Source organism: Acidovorax sp. 62 (assembly GCF_002754495.1).
Lineage (GTDB): Bacteria > Pseudomonadota > Gammaproteobacteria > Burkholderiales > Burkholderiaceae_C > Acidovorax.
The window spans coordinates 2,314,873-2,329,058 of record NZ_PEFJ01000001.1 but is presented as its reverse complement, the minus strand read 5'-3'; the positions used below and the strand labels follow the sequence as shown (position 1 = coordinate 2,329,058).

Genomic DNA, 14,186 nt, shown 5'->3' with positions numbered 1-14,186 from the left:
CCTGATGATTATTCGAGAACAAAATTGACGGGGACCAGGTTCCACATGGTTTCGGGAACACCGTTGCGTTTGCCGGGCACAAAGCGCCAGCGCATCACGGCTTCCTGGGCCTGGCGGTCCAGGCGTTCGTAGCCGCTGGACTTGTTGATTTCCACCTTCTGGGGCGTGCCGTCGGTGCCGATCAGCACGCGCAGCACCACCTTGCCTTGCTCACCCATGCGCTTGCTAATGGCGGGGTAGCTGGGCTTAGGGTTGTTGAGGTAAGCGGCATCGCTCGACGGCAGCTCGATCTTGGGCGGGGCCGGTGGTGCGGGCGGCGCTGCAGGCGCGGCGGCCACGGGCTCGGTAATGGGGGGCGCGGGGGGCTGCGGCGTGGTGGCCCCGGTGGGCGCATTAGGCGCTGGGGTGGGGTCGTTGATGGCCAGCGGCATGGGCGCTGGCTTGGGGGCTTGCACTTTGGGGGCTGTTTTGGGTGCAGGCGGGGTCGGCGCGGGCTTGGGCGGTGGCGGCGCTACTTTGGGGGCCGGCGGGTTGATGAACTCGCTGAGCAGTTCGGCAGGAACAATGATCTCTGCCGCCTTGCGCACCAAGCCCGACTGCAGGGCCCAGATGGCAGCCACGTGAAAGAGCACGACGCTGCTGACGATGACGGTGTTGCGACTCAAGCCCCCGGCAGGGGCAAAACGATCAGGCTGCGACATAAAAATGATAGCTGCTAGCGCTTACAGAATAAGCGCTAGAGGCCTAAATGACCTTTGATTTTATTTGCGAAAGATCCACCAGGCGGAGCCCGCCACCAGGATCAGGCTGCCTGCGAGTGTAGAGAGGAGGTCCATGCCTTGCTTTCCGTGATGGAGCTGGCAAGCTGGATCGTCTGCGGCACGGATTCATTGTGCACCGCAGCAATCGGATGGGTAGCACTGCATTGCGCCACCACATCGCGGGCGCAGCTTTCGCAGCGACCGCATTGGGTGGCAACGCCCAGCTCGAACTGGATTTCGTCAAAGCTCAGACCCGCCCGGGCGTGGCGGGCAATTTCTCGGTCCGAAACTCGGCGGCATACGCAGACGATCATGGCGGCAAGCAGAGTAGCTGGCTGTTGGTAATGACCGAATTATAAATACGAATCCATCGCATTTGCAATGCATTCCCTTGCGCCTGTGGGGTTGACAATGCGCAAGCCGCTTTGCAACAGGGTCTTGCGCCTGTTCAATGGCGGCCCAGCAGTCTGCCCATCAGTCTGCCGACAGGGCTGCCGGTGCATCTGCCAGGGTTTTGCAGCCTGTAAGAGCCATGGCCACCTCCAGCTCATCGCGCAGCAGGCGCAGCACATGGGCGACCCCCGCTGCGCCTGCATGGGCCAGCCCGTGCACGGCGGGCCTGCCCACCAGCACCGCGCTGGCACCCAGCGCCATGGCTTTGAGCACATCGGTGCCCCGGCGTATGCCGCCATCCACCAGCACCGGCACCGCGCCCGCCACGGCCTGTGCAATGCGGGGCAGGGCCAGGGCGGTGGGCGGTGCGGTATCGAGCGTGCGGCCACCGTGGTTGGAGACGATGATCCCGTCGGCCCCCACCGCCATCGCCTGGACAGCGTCGGCCGGGTGCAGCACGCCTTTGAGCAGCACGGGCAGGCGGGTGATGGATTTGAGCCAGGCGATGTCGTCCCAGGTGGGGGCTTGGTGCAGCAGGCCATCGAACAGCGCGCTTTGCCCGGGCTGCAGGGCCAGGGTGGGCGGGGGCTGCAGGCCGGCCAGGTTCACCGGGCCGATGCCGGGCGGCAGGTGGAAGTGGGCACGGCGCTCCCGGTCGCGGATGCCGCTGGTGGGGGCGTCCACGGTCAGCACCAGGGCCTCGTAGCCTGCGGCTTCGGCGCGTTGCACCAGGGCCTGGGTAAAGCCCCGGTCGTGCTGCAGATACAGCTGAAACCACAGCGGCCCACGCCCTGGGTCGCTGAGCACGGCTTGCGCGATGGGCTCCAGCGGCAGGCTGGCCTGGGTGCTGAGCACCAGCCCCGCGCCCAGCGCGGCGGCGGCGTAGGCGGTGGCCAGTTCGCCGTCGGGGTGGGCCATGCGCTGGAACGCAATGGGGGCCAGCAAGATGGGGTGCGCCAGCGTGCGGCCCAGCAGGCTGACGCGGGTGTGTCCGCCCGCCAGGGGACGCAGCACGCGCGGCCACAGGGTCAGGGCGTCCCACGCGCTGCGGTTGGCGCGCAGGGTGATCTCATCGGCCGCGCCGCCACTGAAGTAGGCCCAGGCGTTGTCGTCCAGGTGCTGACGGGCGTGCTGTTCGTGGTCGGCCAGGGACACCACGGTGGGTGGAACCTTTTGCAGTGCGGGGGAGTGGGTCATTGCAATGAAAAAAGCACCTGGCGCTTGTTCTGTAAGCGCAAGGTGCTATCAAATAAGGAGTGATTCGGGGCAGATGCCATTCGGGGATGGTGCCATGGCCCTCACACATCGGCCCACATGCGCAGCAGGTTGTGGTACGTGCCGGAGAGCGCAATCACTGCAGGGTCGGTCTCGCCCACGCTTTGGCGCAGCTTGAGCAAGGCCATGTCCATGTCAAACAGCAACTGGCGTTGCTCCAGTCCGCGCACCATGCTCTCCACCCAGAAGAAGCTGCAGATGCGGTGCCCGCGTGTGACGGGCGAGACCTGGTGCACGGTGCTGCTGGGGTAAAGAATCAGGTCGCCTGCGGGCAGCTTGATGCGCTTTTCGCCCAGGGCCTGGGCAATGACCAGCTCGCCACCGTCGTAGTCTTCGGGCGCGGTCAAAAACAGGGTGCAAGACAGGTCGCTGCGCACCCAGCAGCCATCGGCCTTGGAGTGCATGACGGCGCTGTCCACATGGTTGCCGTAATAGTTGGCGCCGTCGCCGTAGTTGTTGAACAGCGGGTTGAAGATGCGCCGTGGCAATGCCGCTGAAAAAAACAGGGCGCTGCGGTGCACGGCCGCCTTGACCTTGGCCTGCAGCTGGGCAGACAGCTCGCTGGCTTGCGACAGCTGCAGGTTGTTCTTCTGGTGCAAGGCCTGCCCACCCGCACTGCGTGCCCCGTCCACCCAGGGGGCGTCTGCGCCGAGCGATTGCCTGAAAAAGGCGATTTCCTCAGGGGTCAGAACGTTCTGGATGTGCAGGAACATGGTGTGCAGGTGGTTGCAGGCTTTACAGGCAGCGGGTTGGACTGCGGATCAGAAGCGGGTCTTCAGGGTGAGCTGGACCGAGCGGGCGGCGCCAGGGACGTAGAAGCCGCGGTACAGCGAGTCGGCATAGACCTTGTCAAACAGGTTGTTCACGTTGAGTTTGACGGAGGTCTTGTCGTCGATAGCGTACTCGACCATGGCATCGATCACGCCGAAGCCGCTGGCGTACACCGCACGCGAGCCTTCGGGGTTTTGCTTGCCACGGTAGGTCACGCCAGCGCCCGCACGGATCTTGGAGGTGATGGCGTAGGTGCTCCACACGCTGCCGCTGTGCTTGGGGGTGAGGCCAGGGCGGTCGCCTTGCACTTGTGCACCACCACCGTTGGCGGCCAGGGCCACATTGCTGCGGTCGATCTTGGCTTCAGGAATCCAGGTGTGGTTCCAGAACACTTCCCACTGGGGCGAGATGCGGCCAGCCAGGTTGAACTCCATGCCCGTGGCGTGGCGCTTGCCCGACAGCAGCTCTTGCGCAGCGGCGGTGTCAGGGTCGGTGTTGCGCTCGTTGTATTTCTCGCTGTAGAACATGGCCACACCCAGCAGGGCACGGCGTTCAAACAGCTCGAACTTGCTGCCGATTTCGATGTTGCGGCTCTTCTCGGGCGGCGTGGCGGCTGTGCGGTTGGTGGCGCTGCTCAGGTTGATGCCGTACTGGTACGTGTCGCCCGAGGTGTTGTACGAAGTGCCGTACGACACGTAGTACGAAGACAGTTCGTTGGGCTGGAAGATCAGGCCGACGCGGGGGCTGACCAGGCTGTCGGAGACTTCGTTGGTCACGGAGCCTGCCGCATTGCGGTAGGAGTTCTTGAAGTCGTCATAGCGCAGGCCGCCCACCAGCTTCAGCGTGTCGGTCAACGACATCGTGTCTTGTGCGTACAGGCCCAGGTTGCGCGACTTGAAGGTGTTCCACTGCACGGGCGTGCGGCCATCGACCACGGCAGCGCCGTTATCGGGTGCGCCCACGATGGTGGTGGGGCGGGCCGTGGTGTTGGCGTAGTTCTGGTTGCGCTTGGCGTCGTCGTCGTAATAGTCGACGCCAGCCAGCACGGCGTGCTTCTTGCCACCCCAGTTGAAGGTGTTGCTGTAGTCGCTTTGCGCTTGCAGCACATCGCTCTCGCCAATGCGGCCCTTGGAGCCACGGGTCAGCACGGTGCTGTCGTTGATCTGGTCCAGCGTGATGGCGCTGTTCTGGAAGCCAATCGTGCTGGCCAGCATGTCGCGCTTGTAGTTGCCCCAGCGCAGGCGGGTGTTCAGCTCGCCGCCGTCGTTAAAACGGTGGATGTGCCCCAGCGTGACGTACTTCGACTCGGTGTTGTTGTAGTCGCTTTGCAGCCCGTAGAAGTTGCGGGCAGGCAAGGTGGTGTTGATCTTGCCGTCGGCCGACAGGCGCCAGGGGTGGTTGTAGATTGGGCGGCCTTCGGTGGTCAGGTAGTAGGCGCCGATCGAGAATTCGTCGCGCGTGCCAATGCCCCAGGCAAAGGTGGGCGCAATGCCGCGCTTGTCTTGCTTGGCGCCGAAGTTGTCGGATTCCTGCACCATGGCGTTCAGGCGGAAGGCCGCGTTTTCGCCGGTGATGAAGTTGAAGTCGCCTGTGGCGCGGTGGGTGTTGCCCGTGCCGTAGGTGTACGAGGCTTCGTGTTGGTTGATCAGCAAGGGGGCCTTGCTCACCTGGTTGACCACGCCGCCGGTCGAGCCCTTGCCAAACAGCATGGAGGCCGAACCCTTGAGCACTTCAACACGGTCGTTGTTGAACGTGTCGCGCTCCAGCAGGGGGGCGTCTTTCATGCCATCGTTGTAGATGTCACCGGCCTGGCCCAGCGAGAAGCCGCGCAGACGCACGTCTTCCTCGCCCGTTTCGCCCGCCAGGAAGGTCACGCCCGCCGTGGTGCGCAGCACTTCGCGGAAGTCGTCCTGGTTGCGGTCGTTCATCAGCTTTTCGGTGAACACCGTGACGGACTGGGGGATGTCCTTGATGTCTTGCTTGCCCTTGCCTACGGTGGTTTGCTTGAGCAGCAGGGTGTCCTTGCCTTGGGGGGCGGCTTGCTCTTTCACCGTCACGGTGGGCAAGGCAACCTCAGGGGTGGCGCTGGATTGTGCCCAGCTGCCCATGGAGGCGGCCAGCATCATGGCGCCCAGAGGCAGCAGGGCTTTGTCGGACTGGGGGGCGATGGATGGTGTGGATTGCAGCATGCTGCTGCCGCGCGGTGCGCTTGTTGTTGCCAAGATGGCCTCCGTGGATGGTGTGGTGCGGGTGGTGTGACCCAGGCCCGAAGCGCTGCAACGGCAGTTGCACGGAGAGCGAACGGTGGGCGTACCAAAGCAGACCAGAGGCAGTGGCTAGAACCACAGCGCTACGCTGTGTTGTACATGGCTGTGCATTGTCGGCTGTCACACATTCTATCAAATGAGGGTCATTCTCATTTGTATTGATGTTTGCAAACAACAGCTTTACACAGGTCTTGGAACGGGTTCCTGGGTTCGCCAGGAAGGGGTTTGTGCGCCCTAAAAGCAAAAAGCCGGCAAAGCCGGCTTTTTGCATGACCGATCGGGAGTCCGATCAGCTGACGTGCTTGCCAATCAGGCCAGCCAGTTCAAACATGGAAACCTGGGGCTTGCCAAACAGTTCCTTGAGCTTGGCATCGGCGTTGATGTTGCGCTTGTTGGTGGCGTCTTGCAGGTTGTTGGCCTTGATGTAGACCCACAGCTTGCTGATGATCTCCGTGCGTGGCAGCGGTGCGGCACCGACCACCGCAGCCAGAGCTGGGCTGGGGGTGAGGGCCTTCATGAAGGCCGCGTTAGGGGTGCGCTTTTTTGCCGGTGCTGCAGCCTTGTCGGCGGCGGCTGTCTTTGCCGGGGCTTTTTTTGCAGTTGCCATGTTGGGTTTTTCCTTTTTGGACATCAATCTTCACCAGAGAAAAGCTGCGTTCCCACTGGCCGCCTGATGCTACTTTGAAAAAAACGGGTTTCCAAGGGAGAAAAGGCTTTTTTTGCCTCGATTTGTAGCAAGGGCTACCCGGTGTCACCGATGGGGGGTCCTGTGCTTGACAAATTTTTGACAAAGCGCTGTTTTTGAGCGACTGCCCAGCTGTCAGGGTGTCATTGCGGCCCACGGCCCACCCGGGCGGCTGCGCGCGATGGAACAGTGGCCAGCAGCACGCTGGCCAGTGCAATACCCAGCGCCAGCATCTGGATGCCCGTCAGTTGTTCGCCCAGCACCAGCACCCCCACCAGCGCCGCGCTGACCGGCAGCATGACGGTGAAGATGCCGCCTTGCGCTGCAGGCACCGATTTGAGCCCGGTCATCCAAAGCCACACCGTCCACATGCTGGCGGCCAGCGCATAAAACACCAGCAGCACCCAGTTGCCCGTGCTGACCTGTGCAAAATTGAAGCTCCAGGCGGTGTACAGGCCCAGGGGAGTGGCCAGCACAAAGCCCCACAGGTTGATGAGGGAGGTGATGCGCTTGGGCCCCAGGCTGCCGGTGAGCTTTTTTCCAATGACCGAGTAAGCGGCCTCGCACAGCACCGCTCCAATCAGCAGCAACTGGCCCAGCCAGACCAGGTCGGATGAGTTTTTGCCTTCTAGGGTAATGGCACTGTGCGCTGAATGCTCTGTTTTTGATAGCGAAAGCAGGGCGATGCCCAGCACAGCCAGTGCCACGGCGGCCCAGGTGCGGGGGGCAATCCGTTCGCGCAGAAAGGCCCAGCTCATCACGGCCACTGCCGCAGGAATGGCCGCCATGGTCACCCCGGCGGAGAGTGCATTCGTCAGGCTGACGCCAAATAGCATGCACAGGGTGAACAGGAAGTTGCCCAGCAATGACTCCAGAAAGAGCAGTCTTTTGGTTTGGGGGCTCAGCGGGGGCTCTTGCGCCGGTTTGCGTAACCAGCTCAGCATGGCCAGCCCGCCGATGCCAAAGCGCAACCACGCCAGCAAAAACACCGGAATGGCGGCCGCCAGAGGCTTGGACAGTGCCACGTAGCTGCCCACCAGGGCCATGCTGAGTGCCAGGCAAAAGTAGGAAACGGTGCGGTTGGGGTGGGGCACTAGACTCATCGGATCACCAAATCAAGGAGCCCGCATCATGCCCGATGAGCCATTGCCGCCACGGCAGGCGCGCTGTGTTTTTGTCTATGGCACATTGCGCGCGGGTGGGGCCAATGACATCCGGCGGCTGCACCCTGCACCGCAATGGGTGGGCGCAGCCCATGTGTCCGGCGACCTGTACCACCTTGGTGCCTACCCGGGGCTGCTGCTGCGCGCAGGCGGCCCGCCCGTAGTGGGCGAGGTGTATCAGATGGATCCGGCACTGGAGCCCGTGCTGGATGCGATCGAAGGCTTGTTGGGGCCGTGCGCGACAGATGAATATGTGAAGCGCGAGGTAGCCGTGCCCTGCAATGGGGCGGTGGTGCGCTGTCTTGTGTATGAAATCAACCCTAGGTATGTTGCCAATGCGGCATGCATCGTGCATGGGGACTGGATGAAGGCCTGACTCTTTGGGATCCCTATTTTTTTGTATTGCGGAAACATGTTTTTGCAATATGAAATAAAGAGTTTGGTGCGACGCCGCAAATTTTCTCAATATGAGAAAACAACTCTCGTATTGAGATATTTGTACTCTAAGTGATTGTTTTAAAACAAGAAAATTTATATCTTCTATAAGACATAAGAGCTTGCTCAACTCTTATAGAAGACTTAGAGTTATCTCCATGGGCAGCAGCGAAGCCGCCCGGTGTTTTCAACCAACCTCAGGAGTGTCCACATGCCTCAATCCCTCAACGAACAACTGAGCCGCGAACAGCAAATTGCTGCCCTGGAAAAAGACTGGGCCCAGAACCCCCGCTGGAAGGGTGTGAAGCGCGGCTACTCCGCAGCCGACGTGGTGCGTCTGCGCGGCTCGCTGCCCATCGAGCACACCCTGGCCAAGCGTGGTGCTGAAAAACTGTGGGACAAGATCAACGGCGGCGCCAAGAAGGGCTATGTGAACGCGTTCGGCGCCATCTCCGCCGGCCAGGCCATGCAACAAGCCAAGGCCGGCCTTGAAGCCGTGTACCTGTCGGGCTGGCAAGTGGCTGCCGACGGCAACACGTCTGAGACCATGTACCCCGACCAGTCGCTGTACGCCTACGACTCGGTGCCCACCATGGTTCGCCGCATCAACAACACCTTCAAGCGCGCTGATGAAATCCAGTGGGGCCGTGGCATCAATCCCGGCGACAAGGAATTCATCGACTATTTCCTGCCCATCGTGGCCGATGCAGAAGCTGGTTTCGGCGGTGTTCTGAACGCCTTCGAGTTGATGAAGAACATGATCCAGTCGGGCGCTGCTGGCGTGCACTTTGAAGACCAACTGGCTGCGGTGAAGAAGTGTGGCCACATGGGCGGCAAGGTGCTGGTGCCCACCCAAGAAGCCTGCGAGAAGCTGATTGCCGCACGTTTTGCCGCTGATGTGATGGGTGTGTCCACCATCGTGCTGGCCCGCACCGATGCAGAAGCCGCCAACCTGATCACGTCCGACCACGATGCCAACGACAAGCCTTTCTTGACCGGCGAGCGCACGCAAGAAGGCTTCTACCGCGTGAAGAACGGCCTGGAACAAGCCATCAGCCGTGGCGTCGCCTACGCCCCCTACGCCGACCTGGTGTGGTGCGAAACCGGCGTGCCAGACATCGGCTTCGCCCGCGAATTTGCGCAAGCTGTGCACGCTGCCTGCCCTGGCAAGCTGCTGTCGTACAACTGCTCGCCTTCGTTCAACTGGAAGAAGAACCTCAACGACAAGCAGATCGCTTCCTTCCAGGAAGACCTGTCGGCTTTGGGCTACAAGTACCAGTTCATCACGTTGGCTGGCATCCACATCAACTGGTACAACACTTTCCAGTTCGCCCATGCATACGCCAACGGCGAAGGCATGAAGCACTACACCGAGATGGTGCAAGAGCCAGAGTTTGCAGCACGCGAAAAGGGCTACACCTTCGTGTCGCACCAGCAAGAAGTGGGCGCAGGCTACTTCGACGACGTGACCACGGTGATCCAAGGCGGCTCGTCCTCCGTGAAGGCCCTGTCGGGTTCGACCGAAGAAGAGCAGTTCCACTGATCTGCGCGGCTGGTCGCGCTATCTGAGCCCGGGCATGCCCGGGCTTTTTTCTGGCTGCTGGCAAGGGATGGTTAAAATATCAGCAAGATTGATTCACAAGAGCGAGAAAGGCATCCTGGTTATGACACCGCGAACTACGACGGAGATCCTTACCGGCCACTAGTGGCTGGCCGTTCGCGCCTGTACGAGATGCACTCTCCCTTCCAAAAAGCGCGGCCGGTTCCGCGCTTTTTTGTTTTGAATTTTTTGTGGGCCTTTGCTGCCCGCTGCCTCTTATCTTTACGGACATCCCCATGATTCACATTACGCTCCCTGATGGCTCGCAGCGCGAATTTCCTGGCCCGGTCACGGTGGCTGAAGTTGCTGCATCGATCGGCACTGGCTTGGCCAAAGCGGCACTGGCGGGCAAGATTGGCGAGAAGGTAGTGGACACCAGCTACCAGATCACGGCAGACAGCCCCTTGTCCATCGTGACCGCCAAGGATGCCGATGGCCTGGAGGTCATTCGCCATTCGACCGCTCACTTGCTGGCTTATGCGGTCAAGCAGTTGTTTCCTGATGCGCAGGTGACGATTGGTCCGGTGATCGAAAACGGCTTTTATTACGACTTTGCTTACAAGCGCCCCTTCACGCCTGAGGACTTGGTGGCGATCGAAAAGCGCATGGCCGAATTGGTCGCCAAAGACGAGCCGGTGGTGCGTCGGGTGCTGCCGCGCGACGAGGCTGTGGCTTATTTCAAGGGCCTGGGTGAGCACTACAAGGCAGAGATCATTGCCAGCATCCCTAGTAATGAAGATGTGAGCCTGTACCGCGAAGGTGACTTTGAAGACCTGTGCCGTGGCCCTCACGTGCCCAGCACCGGCAAACTGAAGTTCTTCAAGCTCATGAAGGTGGCGGGCGCCTATTGGCGCGGCGATCATCGCAACGAAATGCTGCAGCGCGTGTATGGCACCGCCTGGGCGTCCAAGGACGATTTGCAGCAGTACCTCACGATGCTGGAAGAGGCTGAAAAGCGCGATCACCGCAAGCTGGGGCGTGAGCTGGATTTGTTCCACATCGACGAGCACTCGCCCGGTACGGTGTTTTGGCACCCCAAGGGCTGGACGGTGTGGCAAGAAGTGGAGCAGTACATGCGCCGCGTGTACCGTGACAACGGCTACCAAGAAGTCAAGGCGCCGCAGATTCTGGACCAGAGCCTGTGGGAGAAAACAGGGCACTGGGACAAGTACCGCGAAAACATGTTCGTGACAGAGTCGGAAAAGCGCGATTACGCGCTCAAGCCGATGAACTGCCCTGGGCACATCATCATTTTCAAGCAGGGCATCAAGAGCTACCGCGACTTGCCGCTGCGGTTTGGTGAGTTTGGCCAATGCCACCGCAACGAACCCACGGGGGGGTTGCATGGCATCATGCGCGTGCGCGCTTTCACGCAAGACGATGGCCACATTTTCTGTACCGAAGACCAAATCCAGTCTGAAGTGGTGGCGTTCACCCGGTTGCTGCAAAAGGTCTACAAGGACTTTGGCTTTTCGGACATCATTTACAAGCTGTCTACCCGCCCAGAAAAGCGCATTGGCTCCGAAGAAAGCTGGGATCGTGCCGAGCAGGCGCTGGCCGATGGCTTGCGCGCGTCAGGCTGCGATTTTGAATACCTGCCGGGCGAAGGCGCGTTCTACGGTCCCAAAATCGAATACACGCTGAAAGATGCGTTGGGTCGCCCGTGGCAATGCGGCACGATCCAGGTGGACCCCAACCTGCCAGAGCGCCTGGATGCGGAGTTTGTGGGTGAGGACGGCGCACGCCACCGGCCCATCATGCTGCACCGCGCCATCGTGGGCAGTCTGGAGCGCTTTATTGGCATCTTGATCGAGCAGCACTCTGGTGCGCTGCCCACTTGGCTCGCGCCAGTGCAGGTTTCGGTGCTCAATATCACCGACTCGCAAGCCGATTACTGTCGTGAAATTGCAGCAAAACTGCAAAAAGCGCTGCCCAATCAAGGCCTTAGGGTGGCCGTGGACCTGCGCAACGAGAAGATTACGTATAAAATACGTGAGCATTCGTTGCAGAAGCTGCCCTATATCCTCGTCGCGGGTGACAAGGAAAAGGCGGCAGGAGCCGTCGCAGTGCGCGCCCGAGGCAATCGTGACCTCGGTGTAATGTCCGTGGATGCGTTCATCGAACTCATCGCCAAAGACATTGCTGACAAAGCCTGATTTTGAATAAATCTAGCTCTGGGGCACGCCAGTTGCGCGGGTGTAGCTACAATTTTCGTAGCATTTTGATTCAAGGAAGATAGCCATCGCTACTGAATTTCGTGATCGTCGCCACCGTGAAGAGCGCAAACACCGCCTGAACCGTGAAATCATGGCCCCAGAAGTTCGTCTCTCTGGGCCTGAGAACGAGCCTTTGGGTGTGGTGAGTTTGATGGAAGCCTTGCGCATGGCGGGCGAACTGGATGTGGATCTGGTGGAGATTGCTGCTACAGCCAATCCCCCAGTGTGCCGCCTGATGGACTACGGTAAGTTCAAGTACCAGGAACAAAAACGCGCTGCCGAAGCCAAGGCCAAGCAGACGGTCATCGAGATCAAAGAAGTCAAGTTCCGTCCAGGTACGGACGATGGCGACTACAACATCAAGATGCGCAACATTCGCCGCTTTTTGGCGGATGGTGACAAGTGCAAAATCACCTTGCGTTTTCGCGGGCGTGAAATCACCCATCAGGAACTCGGTTTGGCTCTGCTCAACCGTATCCGTGATGAGTTGGCAGACTCCATCCTCGTCGAGCAGTTTCCCAAGCTGGAAGGCCGCCAGATGATCATGATGATTGCCCCTGGTAAGAAAAAGCCTGCTGCAGCAAAGCCTGCGGCGGAGAATGCCGCTGGCGGTACTCCTGCTTGAGCAGGGATCGTCCTGGCGTGATTCGGATTCGATAGGTTTGTGGGTGTGCCATCTGTCAAAGGATGGGGCGCCTGGCAAAGGCGGTGCTTGCACCGCCAAACCCTGAGGGGCGACCCTCAGGGTAGAAGTGGCTCGGGGCCAACAAGTTTGCAGATCGGTTTGCAAACGCCTCACGAGCACAACTAAAAGGAGCATTCAAATGCCCAAAATGAAAACCAAGAGCAGCGCGAAAAAACGTTTCCGCGTTCGTCCAGGTGGCACCGTCAAGCGCGGTCAAGCCTTCAAGCGTCACATCTTGACCAAGAAGACCACCAAGAACAAGCGCCATCTGCGTGGTGCGGTTGCTGTGCACGAGACCAATATGGGCTCGATTTCACAGATGCTGCCCGGCATGGGCGTTTAATTTACTGACGAACAAGGAGTACATACATGCCTCGCGTCAAACGTGGTGTAACGGCCCGTGCCCGTCACAAGAAAGTTCTCGCCCTTGCTAAGGGTTTCCGTGGTCGCCGCGGTAACGTCTTCCGTATCGCCAAACAGGCGGTAATGAAGGCTGGGCAATATGCCTACCGTGACCGCCGCACCAAGAAGCGCGTGTTCCGCCAGTTGTGGATCGCCCGTATCAACGCCGCTGCCCGTGAACTGGGCCTGACTTACAGCCAGTTCGCCAACGGCCTGAAGAAGGCATCCATCGAGATCGACCGCAAGATGCTGGCCGACCTCGCCGTGCACGACAAGGCTGCTTTCGGCAGCATCGTGAACCAAGTCAAGGCCAAGCTGGCTGCTTGAGATCACGATAAGGGGCTATCATTTTGATAGCTTCTTGCGCAATAACAGCAAGGGCTAGAGCTTGAAAAGGCACTAGCCCTTGTTTATTTTCAAGAGTCGATATGAACGAGTTGGATTCTCTGGTCGAAAGCGCAACGCAGCTGTTTGCGCAGAGCGCTACCCCTGCCGAGCTGGAAAACGCCAAGGCGCAGTTTCTGGGCAAATCAGGCCGTGTGACGGAGCTCATGAAGGGGATGGCGCAGCTGTCCGTCGAAGAGAAGAAGTCCCGTGGCGCCGCAATCAACCTGACCAAGCAAGCGATTGAGGCTGCGCTGACTGCGCGCCGGCAGGCTCTGGCGGATGCGGAACTGCAAGCCCAACTCAAGGCTGAGGCCTTGGATGTGAGTCTGCCAGGTCGTCAGCGCGGCCAAGGCGGCTTGCACCCTGTGTCGCTCACGCTGGAGCGCATTGAGGGCATTTTTGGCTCCATGGGTTTTGATGTGGCCGAAGGCCCCGAGATCGAGACCGACTGGTTCAATTTCACCGCACTGAACACGCCGGAAGACCATCCCGCGCGTTCCATGCACGACACCTTCTACGTGGAGGGCGGCACTGCCACCGCCCCCAACCTGCTGCGCACGCACACCAGCCCAATGCAGATTCGCCATGCCGTGCAGCATGTGAAAAAGCACCGCGCTGCACTGGATGCAGGCCAGTCCATGCCTGAAATCCGTGTCATCGCCCCTGGCCGCACCTACCGTGTGGACAGCGATGCCACGCACTCGCCCATGTTCCACCAGTGCGAAGGCCTGTGGATTGGCGAGAACGTGAGCTTCAAGGATTTGAAGGTCATCTTCACGGACTTTTGCCGCACCTTCTTCGAAAGCGATGACTTGGTGCTGCGCTTTCGCCCCAGCTTTTTCCCCTTCACCGAGCCGAGCGCCGAGATCGATATCCAGTTCCAGACGGGCCCCTTGGCCGGCCGTTGGCTGGAAGTGGCGGGGTCGGGCCAGGTGCACCCCAACGTGGTGCGCAACATGGGGCTCGATCCTGAGAAGTACATCGGCTTCGCCTTCGGCATGGGGCCTGACCGCCTGACCATGCTGCGCTATGGCGTCAACGACCTGCGCCTGTTCTTCGACGGTGACATCCGTTTCCTGTCGCAGTTCCAATAACGCCAAAAAGTGAGCTGGCTGCGTACGTATTTATTGGGTTTCAACATCATTT

14 protein-coding genes are annotated in these 14,186 nt (G+C 60.3%); 7 read left to right on the top strand and 7 right to left on the bottom strand.

Going from position 1 to position 14,186, the window contains the following annotated elements; genetic code table 11:
- Positions 1-8: 8 nt before the first annotated feature.
- The 7 genes from CLU86_RS10475 to CLU86_RS10445 all read right to left on the bottom strand — a co-directional run bounded on the left by CLU86_RS10475 (position 9) and on the right by CLU86_RS10445 (position 7,255).
- Positions 9-701 carry an energy transducer TonB gene (locus CLU86_RS10475; protein WP_099741559.1) on the bottom strand — a complete coding sequence of 231 codons (693 nt, stop codon included), beginning with the start codon at positions 699-701 and terminating at the stop codon, positions 9-11.
- 101 nt (positions 702-802) lie between these two features.
- Positions 803-1,075: a bacterioferritin-associated ferredoxin gene (locus tag CLU86_RS10470; RefSeq protein ID WP_099655987.1), complete on the bottom strand. Its 273-nt coding sequence runs from the start codon at positions 1,073-1,075 to the stop codon at positions 803-805.
- A gap of 160 nt (positions 1,076-1,235) precedes the next feature.
- A complete protein-coding gene (locus CLU86_RS10465; protein WP_099741558.1) occupies positions 1,236-2,351 on the bottom strand; it encodes an alpha-hydroxy acid oxidase in 1,116 nt (371 codons plus the stop codon).
- 101 nt (positions 2,352-2,452) lie between these two features.
- The gene (locus tag CLU86_RS10460; RefSeq protein WP_099655985.1) at positions 2,453-3,142 is read right to left on the bottom strand and encodes a Fe2+-dependent dioxygenase; all 690 of its coding nucleotides are present in this window, start codon (positions 3,140-3,142) and stop codon (positions 2,453-2,455) included.
- Positions 3,143-3,190: 48 nt separating this feature from the next.
- The gene (locus tag CLU86_RS10455; RefSeq protein WP_099655984.1) at positions 3,191-5,389 is read right to left on the bottom strand and encodes a TonB-dependent siderophore receptor; all 2,199 of its coding nucleotides are present in this window, start codon (positions 5,387-5,389) and stop codon (positions 3,191-3,193) included.
- A gap of 367 nt (positions 5,390-5,756) precedes the next feature.
- A complete protein-coding gene (locus CLU86_RS10450) occupies positions 5,757-6,074 on the bottom strand; it encodes an SWIB/MDM2 domain-containing protein (RefSeq protein ID WP_099658705.1) in 318 nt (105 codons plus the stop codon).
- 221 nt (positions 6,075-6,295) lie between these two features.
- A complete protein-coding gene (locus CLU86_RS10445; RefSeq protein ID WP_099741557.1) occupies positions 6,296-7,255 on the bottom strand; it encodes a DMT family transporter in 960 nt (319 codons plus the stop codon).
- 28 nt (positions 7,256-7,283) lie between these two features.
- Between CLU86_RS10445 and CLU86_RS10440 the strand changes: the two genes are divergently transcribed.
- From CLU86_RS10440 to pheS, 7 genes are all read left to right on the top strand, one after another.
- Entirely contained in the window at positions 7,284-7,691 is a 408-nt protein-coding gene (locus tag CLU86_RS10440; RefSeq protein ID WP_099741556.1) for a gamma-glutamylcyclotransferase, read from the top strand.
- 270 nt (positions 7,692-7,961) lie between these two features.
- Positions 7,962-9,293 (top strand): isocitrate lyase, encoded by a 1,332-nt coding sequence (gene aceA, locus CLU86_RS10435; RefSeq protein ID WP_099655981.1) that lies wholly within the window; start codon positions 7,962-7,964, stop codon positions 9,291-9,293.
- Positions 9,294-9,586: 293 nt separating this feature from the next.
- Entirely contained in the window at positions 9,587-11,506 is a 1,920-nt protein-coding gene (gene thrS / locus CLU86_RS10430) for a threonine--tRNA ligase (RefSeq protein WP_099741555.1), read from the top strand.
- A 79-nt stretch (positions 11,507-11,585) separates the two neighbouring features.
- A complete protein-coding gene (gene infC, locus CLU86_RS10425) occupies positions 11,586-12,191 on the top strand; it encodes a translation initiation factor IF-3 (protein WP_099655979.1) in 606 nt (201 codons plus the stop codon).
- A gap of 199 nt (positions 12,192-12,390) precedes the next feature.
- Complete coding sequence (gene rpmI, locus CLU86_RS10420) at positions 12,391-12,594, top strand: 50S ribosomal protein L35 (protein WP_008904041.1); 204 nt, start codon at positions 12,391-12,393, stop codon at positions 12,592-12,594.
- 26 nt (positions 12,595-12,620) lie between these two features.
- Positions 12,621-12,980 (top strand): 50S ribosomal protein L20, encoded by a 360-nt coding sequence (gene rplT, locus CLU86_RS10415; RefSeq protein WP_027475500.1) that lies wholly within the window; start codon positions 12,621-12,623, stop codon positions 12,978-12,980.
- Between the two features lie 101 nt (positions 12,981-13,081).
- Positions 13,082-14,134: a phenylalanine--tRNA ligase subunit alpha gene (gene pheS / locus CLU86_RS10410; RefSeq protein ID WP_099655978.1), complete on the top strand. Its 1,053-nt coding sequence runs from the start codon at positions 13,082-13,084 to the stop codon at positions 14,132-14,134.
- Positions 14,135-14,186 lie beyond the last annotated feature (52 nt).